At 63.9% G+C, this 14,815-nt stretch carries 11 protein-coding genes; 10 read left to right on the top strand and 1 reads right to left on the bottom strand.

Going from position 1 to position 14,815, the window contains the following annotated elements; genetic code table 11:
- Position 1: 1 nt before the first annotated feature.
- Positions 2-922, bottom strand: coding sequence for an N-acetyl-gamma-glutamyl-phosphate reductase (gene argC / locus HNE04_RS05525; RefSeq protein ID WP_172217522.1), 921 nt, complete (start codon positions 920-922; stop codon positions 2-4).
- 158 nt (positions 923-1,080) lie between these two features.
- Between argC and sucC the strand changes: the two genes are divergently transcribed.
- The 10 genes from sucC (at position 1,081) to HNE04_RS05475 (ending at position 14,662) form a co-directional block, all read left to right on the top strand.
- A complete protein-coding gene (gene sucC / locus HNE04_RS05520; RefSeq protein ID WP_172217521.1) occupies positions 1,081-2,244 on the top strand; it encodes an ADP-forming succinate--CoA ligase subunit beta in 1,164 nt (387 codons plus the stop codon).
- Positions 2,245-2,294: 50 nt separating this feature from the next.
- On the top strand, positions 2,295-3,188 hold the full coding sequence (sucD, locus tag HNE04_RS05515) for a succinate--CoA ligase subunit alpha (RefSeq protein ID WP_172217520.1): 894 nt from the start codon (positions 2,295-2,297) through the stop codon (positions 3,186-3,188).
- A 91-nt stretch (positions 3,189-3,279) separates the two neighbouring features.
- Positions 3,280-3,984 carry a TerC family protein gene (locus HNE04_RS05510; protein ID WP_172217519.1) on the top strand — a complete coding sequence of 235 codons (705 nt, stop codon included), beginning with the start codon at positions 3,280-3,282 and terminating at the stop codon, positions 3,982-3,984.
- Positions 3,985-4,163: 179 nt separating this feature from the next.
- The gene (locus HNE04_RS05505) at positions 4,164-6,911 is read left to right on the top strand and encodes a CHASE2 domain-containing serine/threonine-protein kinase (RefSeq protein ID WP_328700265.1); all 2,748 of its coding nucleotides are present in this window, start codon (positions 4,164-4,166) and stop codon (positions 6,909-6,911) included.
- A gap of 10 nt (positions 6,912-6,921) precedes the next feature.
- Positions 6,922-7,704: a Stp1/IreP family PP2C-type Ser/Thr phosphatase gene (locus tag HNE04_RS05500; RefSeq protein ID WP_172217518.1), complete on the top strand. Its 783-nt coding sequence runs from the start codon at positions 6,922-6,924 to the stop codon at positions 7,702-7,704.
- A gap of 50 nt (positions 7,705-7,754) precedes the next feature.
- Positions 7,755-8,417: an FHA domain-containing protein gene (locus HNE04_RS05495; RefSeq protein ID WP_172217517.1), complete on the top strand. Its 663-nt coding sequence runs from the start codon at positions 7,755-7,757 to the stop codon at positions 8,415-8,417.
- Positions 8,418-8,469: 52 nt separating this feature from the next.
- Positions 8,470-10,716 (top strand): CHASE2 domain-containing protein, encoded by a 2,247-nt coding sequence (locus HNE04_RS05490; protein ID WP_172217516.1) that lies wholly within the window; start codon positions 8,470-8,472, stop codon positions 10,714-10,716.
- A gap of 9 nt (positions 10,717-10,725) precedes the next feature.
- On the top strand, positions 10,726-11,517 hold the full coding sequence (locus tag HNE04_RS05485) for a 3',5'-cyclic-nucleotide phosphodiesterase (RefSeq protein ID WP_172217515.1): 792 nt from the start codon (positions 10,726-10,728) through the stop codon (positions 11,515-11,517).
- 69 nt (positions 11,518-11,586) lie between these two features.
- Positions 11,587-13,995: a GspE/PulE family protein gene (locus HNE04_RS05480; RefSeq protein ID WP_172217514.1), complete on the top strand. Its 2,409-nt coding sequence runs from the start codon at positions 11,587-11,589 to the stop codon at positions 13,993-13,995.
- Between the two features lie 169 nt (positions 13,996-14,164).
- On the top strand, positions 14,165-14,662 hold the full coding sequence (locus HNE04_RS05475; RefSeq protein ID WP_172217513.1) for a pilin: 498 nt from the start codon (positions 14,165-14,167) through the stop codon (positions 14,660-14,662).
- The last annotated feature ends 153 nt before the right edge of the window (positions 14,663-14,815 follow it).

Raw genomic sequence — 14,815 nt, 5'->3', positions numbered from 1 at the left:
CCTAGAGCCCCAGCATCAACTTGAGGTTCTGCACGGCGGCGCCGCTGGCGCCCTTGCCCAGGTTGTCCAACCGGGCGATCAGCACGGCCTGGCGGTATTCCTCGTTGGCATACACGCGCAATTCCATCTTGTTGGTGTCGTTGAGCGCCAGCGGGTCGATCTTGCCGCCCTCGGTCGGCGCTTCCACCGTCACCCACTCGCTGCCGGCGTAATGCTTGGCCAGCGCGTCGTGCAGATCGGCTGCCTTGGGTTGGCCCGGCAGCGTGTCCAGGTGCAGCGGCAACTGCACCAGCATGCCCTGCTTGAAATTGCCCACGGCGGGAATGAAGATCGGCCGGCGCGTGAGGCCGGTGTACTTGACGATCTCGGGCAGGTGCTTGTGCTTCAGGCCCAGGGCATAGACCTCGTGGGCCGGGGCCTCGCCTTTTTCGTACGCTTCGATCATGCTGCGGCCGCCACCCGAGTAGCCGCTGATCGACGGCAGCGCCAGGGGAAAGTCGCGCGGAATCAGCCCGGCGTCCACCAGGGGGCGGATCAGCGCGATGGCGCCGGTCGAATAGCAGCCGGGGTTGCTGACCCGCCGGGCTTTGGCCACGGCCTCGCGTTGGCCCTTGGCGAGCTCTGGAAAGCCGAAGACCCAGCCTTCGGCGGTGCGGTGGGCGGTCGACGCATCGATGATGCGGGGCCCGCGGCCGTTGGCCTTTTCGATCCCGTCGACGACGGCCACCGATTCCCGCGCCGCATCGTCGTGCAGGCACAGGATGACCAGGTCCACGCCAGCCATCAGATCCCGCTTGGCGGCCGCGTCCTTGCGCAGCTCGGGCGCAATGCTCACGAGCTCGATCTGCGGCATCTTCTCGAGCCGTTCCCGAATCTGCAGGCCGGTGGTGCCGGCCTCGCCGTCAATAAAGACTTTGGGCATCTTTTTTCCTGTGGAATCCACGTACGCCACTGTAAGCGAGGCGAGGGGATTGGTGCATTGCAGCATGATACAGTTGCAGGCTGCTTTTTGCAGCCGGCTCGCCAAAGCCGCGGCCCCGTCGTTGGGCACCACCCCACCCGTTCCTCGAGAGACCCCTCATGAAGATTCACGAGTACCAAGGCAAGGAAATCTTGCGTAATTTCGGGGTGCCTGTGCCCCGCGGCATTCCGGCATTCACGGTGCAGGAGGCGGTGGAAGCCGCCCAGAAGCTCGGCGGCCCCGTCTGGGTGGTGAAGGCCCAGATCCATGCGGGCGGCCGCGGCAAGGGCGGCGGCGTCAAGCTGGCCCGTTCGGTGGACGAGGTCAAGAAGTTGGCCGGCGAAATCCTGGGCATGCAGCTCAAGACGCACCAGACCGGCCCCGAGGGCCAGAAGGTCCGCCGCCTGCTCATCGAGGACGGCGCCGACATCAAGAAGGAATACTACGTTTCGGCCGTGACCGACCGCGCCACGCAGAAGGTCGCCTTCATCGTGTCCAGCGAAGGCGGCATGGACATCGAGGAAGTGGCGCACGCCACGCCCGAGAAGATCATCACCGACTTCGTCGATCCGGCCATCGGCCTGACCGAGGCGCAGGGCAAGAAGCTGGCCGCCGGCATCGGCGTTCCCGAGGCGTCCCAGGCCCAGGCCGTGGACGTGCTGCAGAAGCTCTACAAGATCTACATGGACACCGACGCGTCGCTGGTCGAGATCAACCCCCTGATCCTCGAAGGCAACGGCAACATCAAGGCGCTGGACGCCAAGTTCAACTTCGACTCCAACGCGCTGTTCCGCCATCCCGAGATCGTCGCCCTGCGCGACCTGGATGAGGAAGACGCGGCCGAGGTCGAGGCCAGCAAGTTCGACCTGGCCTACATCAGCCTGGACGGCAACATCGGCTGCCTGGTCAACGGCGCCGGCCTGGCCATGGCCACCATGGACACCATCAAGCTGTTCGGCGGCGAGCCCGCCAACTTCCTCGACGTGGGCGGCGGCGCCACCCCCGAGAAGGTGACCGAGGCCTTCAAGATCATGCTGAAGAACAAGAACGTCGAGGCCATTCTGGTCAACATCTTCGGCGGCATCATGAAGTGCGACACCATCGCCACCGGCGTGATCGCCGCCTGCAAGGCGGTGAACCTGCAGGTGCCGCTGGTGGTGCGCATGAAGGGCACCAACGAGGTCCAGGGCAAGAAGCTGCTGGCCGAGTCGGGCCTGCCGATCATCAGCGCCGACACCATGGCGGAAGCGGCCCAGAAGGTTGTTGCCGCAGTTGCCAAATGACCTTGCGGGACAGATCTTTAGCTCTGTCCCCAACTGACTAGGAATCAAATATGTCGATCTACATCAACAAAGACACCAAGGTCATCACCCAGGGCATCACTGGCAAGACCGGCCAGTTCCACACCGAGAAATGCCAGGAATACGCCAACGGCAAGGCCGCCTACGTGGCGGGCGTGAACCCGAAGAAGGCCGGCGAGTCGATCTTCAGCATCCCGATCTTCGGCTCGGTCAAGGAAGCCGCCAAGCAGACCGGCGCCACCGTGTCGGTGATCTATGTCCCGCCGGCCGGCGCCGCAGCCGCGATCTGGGAAGCCGTCGAGGCCGACCTGGACATGGCGATCTGCATCACCGAAGGCATCCCGGTCAAGGACATGCTGGAAGTGCGCAACAAGATGAAGGCCAAGGAAGCCAAGGGCGGCAAGAAGACGCTGCTGCTGGGCCCCAACTGCCCCGGCCTCATCACGCCCGACGAGATCAAGATCGGCATCATGCCCGGCCATATCCACCGCAAGGGCCGCATCGGCGTGGTGTCGCGTTCCGGCACGCTGACCTATGAAGCGGTTGCCCAGCTGACCGAGATCGGCCTGGGCCAGTCCAGCGCCGTGGGCATCGGCGGCGACCCGATCAACGGCCTGAAGCACATCGACGTGATGCAGGCGTTCAACGACGATCCGGAGACCGACGCCGTCATCATGATCGGCGAGATCGGCGGCCCGGACGAGGCGGACGCGGCGCGCTGGTGCAAGGCCAACATGAAAAAGCCCGTGGTCGGCTTCATCGCCGGCGTCACGGCGCCCCCCGGCAAGCGCATGGGCCATGCCGGCGCGCTGATCTCCGGCGGCGCCGACACGGCCGAAGCCAAGCTCGCCATCATGGAAGAGTGCGGTTTCAAGGTGACGCGCAATTTCTCGGAACTGGCCAAGCTCCTGAAGGCGCAGCTCTAGCGCGGATTGTTGCGGTTACCCACAACAGCGGGCCGGTTGTCCTGAGGGACAATCGGCCTTTTGCTTCAATCGTCGCCACGAACGCTACAGCATGGAAGACTTCCTCGCAGCCTCTTTCTGGATCGCCGTCGGCCAGATCATCCTGATCGACATCCTGCTGGGTGGCGACAACGCCGTCGTGATCGCGCTGGCATGCCGCGGCCTGCCGAAAAAGCAGCGCAAGCTGGGCATCATCTATGGCACGGCCGGGGCCATCGTGCTGCGGGTGATCCTGATCGCATTCGCGCTGGCCCTGCTGGCGGTTCCCTACCTGAAAGTCGTGGGCGGGCTGCTGCTGATCTGGATCGGTGTGAAGCTGCTGGTACCGCACGAGGACGAGGGCCACGCCAACATCAACACCAGCGACAAGCTGTGGGGCGCAGTCAAGACGGTGATCGTGGCCGACCTGGTGATGAGCGTGGACAACGTGCTGGCCATCGCGGGCGCCGCCGAGAGCGCCGGCAAGCACCAGTTGCCGCTGGTGATCTTCGGCTTGCTGGTGAGCATTCCCATCATCGTGGCGGGCAGCCAGATCGTCCTGAAGCTGATGGACCGTTTCCCGATCATCATCACCCTGGGTGCGATGCTGCTGGGATGGATCGCCGGGCAAATGATGTACACCGACCCCGCCGTCAAGGCCTACTTGCCGGATGCCAAGGCCTGGGAGTACGCCGCCGCGGCCGCAGGGGCCCTGCTGGTCCTGCTGATCGCCAAAGTCGTCCAGGCGCGCCGCCCCGCGGCTCCCGAATCCGCTTGAGGCCGCACTCCCTTAATTGCAACAAAATGTAGTCCGCCCGTGACAAAGTCCCTTGTCCGGGCGATTGGCCTCTGTTAACGTCCAGCTAGAAGGCCTGCAACCCTTTTCCTAGGCTTGGCGGGCACGGATGCTGTGCAAAATCACAGCATTGAACGGTTCTCTGGACGAGGGGCGGGGCAGTGAGCACATCTTCATCGGCAAAACGTGGCCAGTTCTGGCGCGCGGATTGGTTCGTCGCTGTACTGATCGTGATGACCGTCGTCATCCTGAATCAGGCGACGGACCTCATCGGCACGCTGGAGCGCCGCTTTTATGACTTCGGCAGCACCAGCAGCGGGCGCCAGCCGTCCGACCGGATCGCCGTCATTGCCATCGACGACCAGAGCATCGCCAACATCGGGCGCTGGCCCTGGCCGCGCGACGTGCATGCGCAACTGATCGACCAGTTGTCGGCGGCCAAGGCCAAGACCATCGTTCACACCACGTTCTTCTTCGAGCCCCAGACCGATCGTGGCCTGGTCTTCATCCGCAAGATCAAGGAAGCCCTGGGGCCGGTGACGGAGGGCCAGGGCGGCTCGGCCGAGCAACTGGGCAAGGTGATCGCCGAGGCCGAACAGACCCTGGACACCGATGCCAAGCTGGCCGCCAGCATGGCGCGCGCGGGCAACGTGCTGCTGCCCTCGATCTACGAACTGGGTGAGCCGCAGGGCAAGGCCGACCGGCCGTTGCCGGCGTATGTTCTTAAAAGCGCAGTGGACGAGAAAAACGGCTTCTCGATGCCGGCGGTGCGCGGCCAGTATCCGTTCGAGCTGCTGGGCAACGCGGCCGGCGGCGTCGGCCACCTGAACCAGCTTCATGACGTGGACGGCTCGGTGCGCGACGACCCGCTCCTGGTCAACTATTACGGCAAGGCCGTGCCCTCGATGGCGCTGCTGGCGGCGGCGCGCAGCCTGAACCTGGGCCCGGGCGACATCAAGTTGAATGACGGCGAGTCGGTACAGATCGGCAAGCTGCGCGTCAAGACCGACGACATGGCCCGCATGCTGCCGCAGTTCTACAAGGGCAAGGACGGCAAGCCGGCCTTCGCCGTCGATTCGTTCTACGACGTCCTGAGCGGCAAGATACCGGCCGCCAAGTACACCGACAAGATCGTCCTCATCGGCGCCACGGCCAACGGCGTAGGCACCACCTTCGCCGTGCCCGGCTATGCCGGCCTGTCGCCCGCCGAGATGATGGCGCATATCACCTCCAGCATCCTGGGCGAGCACTTCATCGTGCAGCCGGCCTGGGGCGGCTGGGCCGGGTTGGCCGTGTTCCTGCTGGTGGCGGCCTACCTGATTGCGCTGCTTCCGCGGCTGTCGGCCGGCATGGGCGCTGCCGTCACGCTGGGACTTTTCGCCCTGCTGATCGGCAGCGAGTTCGTGCTGCTCTCCAGCGCCTCGGTCTGGCTGAAATTCGTGTTGCCCGCGGCGCTGCTGGTGATCGGCCACCTGGCGCTGACGACCAAGCGCTTCCTGGTCACCGAGGCCGGCAAGCTCAAGTCCGACGACGAGTCGGCCGAAACCAACCGCATGATGGGCCTGGCATTGCAGGGGCAGGGCCAGCTGGATGCGGCCTTCGACCGCTTCCGCCGCGTGCCCATGAGCGATGCGATCATGGACAACATGTACAACCTGGCGCTGGATTTCGAGCGCAAGCGCCAGTTCAACAAGGCGCAGGCGGTGTACGAGCACATGGCCGCCTGGAACAAGGACTTCAAGGACCTGCAGTCCAAGCTCAATCGCGCCAAGAACCTGTCGGAAACCGTCATCCTCGGCGGCGGCGGTGCCCACCCCGGCGGGACCATGCTGCTGGATGGCGGCGCCGTCGAAAAACCCATGCTGGGCCGCTACCAGGTCGAAAAGGAACTGGGCAAGGGTGCGATGGGCGTGGTCTATCTCGGCAAGGATCCCAAGATCGGCCGCGTGGTGGCGATCAAGACGATGGCGCTGTCGCAGGAGTTCGAAGGCGAGGAACTGACCGATGCGCGCGAGCGGTTCTTCCGCGAAGCCGAGACCGCCGGCCGGCTGCAGCACCAGAACATCGTGACCATCTTCGATGCCGGCGAGGAGCACGACCTGGCCTACATCGCGATGGAATTCCTCAAGGGCAAGGACCTGGTGGCCTTCTGCAAGGACGGCCAGCTGCTGCCCATGCCCAAGGTGCTGTCCATCGTGGCGCGCGTCGCCGAGGCGCTCGCCTACGCCCACCGCCAGAACGTGGTGCACCGGGACATCAAGCCGGCCAACATCATGTACGAGCTCGACAGCGATACCGTCAAGGTGACCGACTTCGGCATCGCGCGCATCACCGACTCGAGCAAGACCAAGACCGGGCTGGTGCTGGGCACGCCCAGCTTCATGTCGCCCGAACAGATCGCCGGCAAGAAAGTCGACGGGCGCTCGGACCTCTATTCGCTGGGCGTTATGCTGTTCCAGATGTTGACGGGCGTGCTGCCTTTCCGCGGCGACTCGATGGCCGAGCTGATGTACAAGATCGCCCAGGAAGAGGCCCCGGACATCCGCGTCATTCGCAAGGACATCTCCGAGCGCCTGGCCAACGTGGTGGCGCTTTCGCTTTCCAAGCGTTCGGAAACCCGCTATCAAAATGGTGACCAGTTCGCGGCCGACCTGCGCTCGGTCCTCGGCGAGCTGTCGGGCGTGGCGCCCACGCAGACGGCGGTGGCCCCGGCTGCGGTGCCGAAGGCTGGCGCATCGTTCGAGGCGACTGTGGCCGCCGCTGCGATGCCTGCGGCTGCTTCGCCCGGCTATGATGCGACCCAACAAAGCGCGGGCGGCGACACCGGCGTCTTCGAAAAAACCGCGGTGATCAGGCCGGGGGCGCCTGGCTCCCCTGCATCTGGGGGCGGAACCGATGTGGAAGCTTGACCCGGCACTTATGAACTACGAGTTTTGCACACGCACCGACCCGGGTCTCGCGCGCGAGAACAACGAGGATTCGATCGCCTTGGACGAGGCGACCCGCCTGGGAGTCCTGGCCGACGGCATGGGTGGCTATAACGCGGGCGAAATCGCCAGCGGCATGGCCACGACCTTCATCAAGTCCGAGTTGGGCCGCTGGTTGTCGCAGGCCGGCCGTCATGCGAACGCCCGCGAGGTGCGCCGCGCGATGGAAATCTGCGTGGACAATGCCAACCGCTCCATCTTCAACGCCGCCAACTCCAACCCGCAGTACAGCGGGATGGGAACGACGCTGGTGCTGGGGGTGTTCCAGGACGAGCGGCTCATGCTGGGACATATTGGCGATTCGCGCTGCTATCGCCTGCGCGCGGGCGATCTCGCCCAGATCACCAAGGACCATTCCCTGCTGCAGGAGCAGCTGGACGCGGGGCTGATCACGCCGGAGCAGGCGGCCACCTCCAGCAACAAGAACCTGGTGACGCGGGCGCTGGGTGTCGAGGACGCGGTGTTGTTGGAAGTCAACGAACACAGGGTCGAACCGGGCGATATCTACATGATGTGCTCCGACGGCCTGTCGGACATGGTGGATGATGATGGCATCGCGAAGATTCTGGGCGGCGACGTGCCACTGGAGCAGAAAGCGGCGCAGCTGATAGACGCCGCCAACGCCAACGGAGGCCGCGACAACATCTCGGTGTTGTTGGCCCAGGTCAGCACGGATTCGAAAAAGCGCGGCTTGTTGTCCAGATGGCTGGGATGAGTCTTTGGTATTAGTTTCCAGATAATGAGTTATACAGACAGGAGCCGACCATGCCGAAAATGATCGTTTCGATCGACGGTGTCGTCATCAAGGAAGTGCAGTTGACCAAGGACCGTACGACGTTGGGTCGCCGGCCCTACAACGACATCGTGATCGACAACCTTGCCGTCAGCGGAGAACACGCCGTCCTCCAAATGACCGGCAACGAGGTCTACCTTGAGGACCTCAATAGCACCAACGGCACCTACGTCAATGGCAAGGCCGTGAAGAAGCAGCTGTTGCAGAACAGCGACACGGTCGAAATCGGCAAGTACAAGATCAAGTACATCAACGAGGTCGCCGGTCCGACCTTCGAAAAGACCATGATCCTCAAGGCCGGGGCCGTCATGCCCCCGCCGCCCGCCCGCGCCGACGCGGGAGCGGCGCCGACGGCCGCCGTCGACCTGGCGGGCGTCAAAGCCACCATCAAGGTGCTGTCCGGCGCGGCTGCCGGGCGCGAGGTGCCGCTGGTCAAAGTCGTGACCACCATCGGCAAGCCCGGCGTCGCCGTGGCGGCGATCACCAAGCGGCCCCACGGCTTCGTGGTGGCGCATGTCGAAGGCGGCAACAAGCCAACCCTCAACGGCGCGGCCATCAGCGCCGAGCCGGTGACCTTGAAGAACGGCGACCTTCTCGAGCTGGCCGGCACGCAGATGCAGTTTGTCCAGGCCTGATTGTCCCGGCGCGCACGCGCCGGGATCACGATAAGCGAGGTTCCAGCCCCTTATGGGCTTGCTGCTGAAACATTGGTCCCGCATCGCGGTCACGCTGATCCCCGTGCTGTTTGCCCTGCTGCATGCCAGCGGAGTGCTGCCCATCGGGGTGCTGCAGCGACTGGACGACATCATCTACGACGCGCGTCTGCGGGCGACGATGCCCCGGACGATGGACGAGCGCATCGTCATCGTGGACCTCGACGAAAAGAGCCTGGCCGAGGTCGGACGCTGGCCCTGGGGGCGCAACCGGATGGCCGAACTGGTCGACGAGCTGTTCGACCGGCAGAAGATCGCCCTGGTCGGTTTCGACATCGTTTTCGCCGAGCCCGATGACAGCTCGGGCCTCAAGCGCCTGCGCCAACTGGCCCAGGCGGAACTGAAGGACCAGCCCGGCTTCACCGAGAAACTCGGCCAGCTGCAGGCCAGCCTCGACTACGACGCCGCGTTCGCCAGGTCGCTGCAAAAGCGCCCCGTGGTCATGGGTTACTACCTGACCAACGACAAGGACGGCCGCACCTCCGGCCTGCTGCCCGAGCCGGTGATGCAAAAGGAAAACCTGCGCGGACGGCCCATCCGATTCACCAGCTGGAACAGTTACGGCTCCAACATCGAGCAGCTCGCCAAGGCTGCGCCGCTGGGCGGCTTCTTCAATTCGATCGTGGACCCGGACGGGGTGGTGCGCTCGGTGCCGCTGCTGGCCGAATACAAGGATCAGTACTACGAGTCGCTGGCGCTGGCGATGTTCCGGGCGCTGACGGGCATGCCGTCCGTGGAGCCGCAATTCCCGCCCGAGCGCTTCCTGTCCCGATACCACGGCCTGGACGGCATCCAGCTGCGCCAGGGTGACAAGAGGTTGTCGGTGCCGGTGGCCGACTGGGTGACCACGCTGGTGCCTTTTCGCGGCCCGGGCGGGGTGAGCGGCGGCTCGTACCGCTATGTGTCGGCAGCCGATGTATTGGCCAAGCGGCTGGCGCCGGAAAGCCTGAAGGGCAAGATCGTGCTGGTCGGGACCACGGCGCCCGGCCTGCTGGACATCCGGGTCACGCCGGTAGGCGAGGCCTACGCAGGGGTGGAAACCCACGCCAACCTGATCTCCGGCTTGATGGACGACCGCATCGCGGTGAAGCCTGACTATGCCCTCGGCTACGACGTCGCGATACTGGCGCTGGCCGGGCTGACCCTGGCATTCGCCTTGCCGCTGCTGTCCGCGCCGCGTGCAGTCTTGCTCAGCCTGGTCGTCATCGCGGCCGTGGTGGCGCTGAATTTCTTCCTCTACCTGGGGGCCGGGCTGGTCATGCCGCTGGCAGCTGCCCTCGTCATGGCATTGACCGCATTCGCCCTGAACATGAGTTACGGCTACTTCGTGGAAAGCCGGGGCAAGCGCGAGCTGGCCAACCTGTTCGGCACCTACGTGCCGCCGGAGCTGGTGGACGAGATGGTCAAGGACGCCGCCAGCTACAGCATGAAGGCCGCGAGCAAGGAGCTCACCGTGATGTTCTGCGATATGCGGGGCTTCACCAAGATGTCGGAACAGATGGAGCCGACCAAGCTGCAGGAACTGCTGAATTTCGTGTTCAGCCGCCTGACGGACCTGATTCGTGCCAACAAGGGCACCATCGACAAGTACATGGGCGATTGCGTCATGGCCTTCTGGGGCGCGCCCGTGGACATTCCCAACCACGCGCACATGGCCGTGAAAACGGCGATGGAGATGGCCGGCGCCGTGCGCAAGATCAACGACGAACACCGGGCCCAGGGCATCCCCGAGATCGGCATCGGCATCGGCCTGAACACCGGCACCATGTGCGTGGGCGACATGGGCTCGGACATCCGGCGCGCCTATACGGTGATCGGTGACTCGGTCAACCTGGGTTCGCGCCTGGAAGGCCTGTCCAAGATCTACGGCGTGGACATCGTGGTCAGCGAGAGCACCCGCAAGCTGGCGCCCGAATTTGCCTGGCAGGAACTGGACCGGGTCCGGGTCAAGGGCAAGGAGCAGGCTGTGGCCATCTTCTGGCCGGTGGCACCCGCCAACCGGCTGGAGAAGGCTTCCCAGGACGAACTCAAGACCTGGGCCGCCTTCCTGAAGGCCTACCGGGCCCAGGACTGGGAGCAATGCGACGTGCTGATGCTGAATCTGCAGCGCATGAATGCCAAAAAATACCTTTACGAATTGTATTCAGAGCGTGTAGCCTCGATGAGGTTGCTCCCTTTCGACCCGGGGTGGGACGGCGCAACCAATTTCGAAACAAAGTAAGGGATCCTGATGAAGGTGCGCGTGCTGGGCTGTTCCGGAGCGATCGCGAAGGACTGTCGAACCACGTCGTTCCTGATCGACGGGGACGTGCTGGTCGACGCCGGCACCGGCGTGGGCGACCTGACGCTGCCCGAGATGAAGGCCATCGGCCATGTGCTGTTGACGCATTCGCACCTGGACCACGTGGCCGCCTTGCCGCTGATGATCGACGCCATCGCCTCGCAGCTGACCAAGCCGGTCAAGGTCTATGCGCTGCCCGGCACCATCGCGGCCCTGAAGGCGCATGTCTTCAACAACGTGATCTGGCCGGACTTCAGTCGCATCCCCACGCCCGAAGCGCCCTTCATCAGCTTTCATGAAATCCAGGTCGGCCAGACGCTGGACATCGCCGGCAAGCTGATCGAAGTCCTGCCAGCGGTCCACACCGTGCCCGCCGTGGGCTACGCCGTGACCTCGGGCAAGGGCTGCTGGGTATTCACCGGGGACACCGAGCGCAATCCGGCCTTCTGGCGGCGCATCAACCAGCTGAACGTGGCGGCGCTGGTGATCGAAACCGCCTTCAGCAACCGCGAAAAGGATCTGGCCAAGCGCAGCCTGCACTTGTCGCCCCATGCGCTGGCCGAGGAGCTGGATTGCATCGACAAGGGAAAATCCTTTCCCATCTTCATCACCCACACCAAGCCGGCCGAAACCGAGCTGATCATGACCGAGATCCAGAAGTTCGACCAGACGCAGCCGTTCGGCCCGAACGTCGCCCACGACATCCGGTGGCTGCGCGCGGGCCAGGAGTTCGAGCTATGAGGGGCGGCGCATGAGCCGCCGGGCCGTTCCCAAGGCGAATACCGCAGCGCGCAGCGCGGAGTTCTCCCAATGAGTGCGGTGCTCAGGCCCGAAAGGGACAGCGAGCAGGCCTTCTTCGATTCGCAGCAATTGCCCCCGGAAAAGCGGGGCGTCTCGTTCGAGGCCCTGTTCTACCGCCAGCTGCAGCAGGTCAGCACCCGGATCCACGAGACCGAGAACATCGACCAGATCATGCTGGAGGCCAGCCAGGACATCTGCAAGCTGTTCAACGCCGACCGGCTCACGCTCTATGCCATCAACGAAGACCGCACGTCCATCGTGTCGAAGGTCAAGACCGGCCTCAACACCAGCAAGGACCTCAAGCTTCCCATCAGCGCCCAGAGCATCGCGGGCTACGCGGCCTACAGCAAGCAGCTGATCAACATCGCCGACGTCTACGACGACGAGGCGCTCAAGCGAATCCACCCCACCCTGAGCTTCCTGAAGGAAGTGGACAAGCGCTCCGGCTACCGCACCAAACAGATGATGGTGCTGCCTATCCTGGACGGTCACAACCTGCACGGCGTGCTGCAGGTCATCAACAACAAGAGCGACCAGCCTTTCGGCGAGCTCGAGGTCGAGGGCGCCACCCAGTTGTGCAGGACGCTGGCCACGGCGATCCGGCAACGCATGCAGCGGGCCGACGACGGCCAGCGGGTCAGGGCGACCAAATACGATGGCCTGATTGCGGCCGGCGTGATGACCGCCGACGAACTCCAGCTGTGCATCCAGCAAGCCCGCGAGGAAGCAAAGCCGGTCGAGCACATGCTCATGGCGAGCTTCCAGATTCGCCCGTCGCAGATCGGGCCGTCGCTCGCCAAGTTCTTCGGCGTGCCGTACGAGCCTTTCGACGCAGGCCGCATACGGATGGAGGCACTGCAAGGCCCGCTCAAGCGCGACTTCGTCGAGGAACAGGGCTGGCTTCCGCTGGAAGAATCGCCCGAGGGCCTGGTGGTCATGTGCATGGACCCGGAAGCCGTGCGCGGATCGCGCATCGTGCCCCAGGTGTTCCCGCGCTTTGCCAAGTTCTCCTACCGGGTGACGACCCAGACCGAATTCGAGGAAACGCTGGCCCAGTTGTACGGCGCCGAGGACGGCGCATCGATCGACGAGCTGCTGGCCGACCTGAGCGCGCCAATGGACGACGAGGGCGGTGACGACACGGGGCTGGAGTCCGCCGCCGCCGACAACGAACTGGTGAAGTTCGTCAACAAGGTCATCATCGACGCCTACAACCAGAAGGTCTCGGACATCCACATCGAGCCCTTGCCCGGCAAGGCCAAGACCGGTATCCGGTTCCGCATCGACGGCACGCTGCAGCCGTATGTCGAAGTCCCTTCGCATTTCCGCCAGGCCATGGTGACCCGGTTGAAGATCATGTGCGACCTGGACATCTCCGAGAAGCGCAAGCCGCAGGACGGCAAGATCAAGTTCAAGAAGTTCGGTCCGCTGGACATCGAGTTGCGGGTGGCCACCATCCCCTCGGCCGGCGGGGTCGAAGACGTGGTGATGCGTATCCTGGCGGCGGGCGAGCCCATCCCGCTGGAAAAGCTCGGGCTGACGCCGCACAACAAGGAGCGCCTGGAAAAGACCGTGAGCAAGCCTTACGGCCTGTTCTACGTGTGCGGCCCCACCGGTTCGGGCAAGACCACCACGCTGCACTCGATCCTGAAGTTCCTGAACACACCCGACACCAAGATCTGGACCGCCGAAGACCCGGTCGAAATCACGCAAAAGGGTTTGCGCCAGGTCCAGATCAACCGGAAGGCGGGGATCGACTTCGCCCTGATCATGCGGGCGTTCCTGCGCGCCGATCCCGACATCATCATGGTCGGCGAATCGCGGGACAAGGAGACCGTCTCGATGGGCGTGGAGGCTTCGCTCACCGGCCACCTCGTGTTCTCCACCCTGCACACGAACTCCGCGCCCGAGTCGATCACCCGGCTGCTGGACATGGGCATGGACCCGTTCAACTTCGCCGACGCGCTGCTCGGCATCCTCGCGCAGCGCCTGGCGAAAAAACTGTGCGACTGCAAGGAGGAGTACGCGCCGGACGTCGACGAGGTCAAGCTGTTCGTCGCGGAATACGCCGAAGAGCTGCGCCATTCGTCGGCCTGGAAATCCGATTACGCCGGCGAGGCCAAGAAGCTCTACGACAGCTGGGTCAAGGCCTATGGCCAGGACGGACGGCTGAAGTTCTACAAGGCCGTGGGCTGCGTCAAGTGCAACAAGACTGGCTACAAGGGCCGGATCGGCCTGCATGAACTGCTGATCGCCGACGACCACATCAAGCGGCTGATCCAGGAGCGGGCCCGGGTGGCCGAGCTTTTCTCGGCCTCGGTCGAAACCGGCATGCGCACCCTGAAGATGGACGGCATGGAAAAGATCATGCTGGGGCTGACCGACTTGAAGCAGGTGCGATCGGTCTGCATCAAGTAGCTCAAGTAGACTTTACTGTGTAACAAAAATGTCGCGCCAACAGCCGCCGCGGCCGATTTTTGCAAGCTTCGCGCACGGCAAACCCTGATAAAGTAATACTTTGCCGCTCATAATGGATTTGGCACAGCGTTTGCCATATTGCTGAGCTTCTTCTCAACAGGAGGTTTCCATGAAGCTGCAAACAATCAAGCGTCAAGTGCAAAAGGGTTTCACCCTGATCGAATTGATGATCGTGGTCGCGATCATCGGTATTCTGGCGGCCGTTGCGCTGCCCGCTTACCAGGACTACACGGTGCGTGCGCGCGTATCCGAAGTCATCCTGGCGGCATCCACCTGCCGCACGACCATCACCGATGCGTATACCAACGCGACCTCCACCAACATTGCTTCCATCCTGCCCGGTACCTGCACCATCACGCCGACCAAGATGGTTGCTTCCGGCAGCTCCGACGCCAACGGCGTGATCACCATCACGGGCAGCGAAGGCGCCCTGGGCGGCAGCATCACCTCCAGCGCCCGCGCCATCTCGCTGAAGCCGTACATCAACGGTACCGCTGCGGACGGTACCGCCGACGGCCAGAAGACCATCACCGAGTGGAAGTGCGGCCCCGCAGCCACAGAGCCGATGCCGACGAAGTACCTGCCGGGTTCGTGCAAGACGACCTGATCACAATCCGTTGTGACAAGGGCCCGGCTTGCCGGGCCCTTTTGTTGTGGTGCTCAAGAAGACTTTAGTGCGCGACAAAAATGTCGCGCGCCGAGAGCGCAACCATTTTTTGCTACGTTGCTGTGCAGCAAATAGAGCGAAACGAATACTTTA

It is taken from the genome of Caenimonas soli (assembly GCF_013155545.1).
GTDB classification, from domain to species: Bacteria; Pseudomonadota; Gammaproteobacteria; order Burkholderiales; family Burkholderiaceae_C; genus Ramlibacter; species Ramlibacter soli.
The sequence above is the reverse complement of the archived record's forward strand: the minus strand, read 5'-3'. Positions and strand labels throughout refer to the sequence as shown.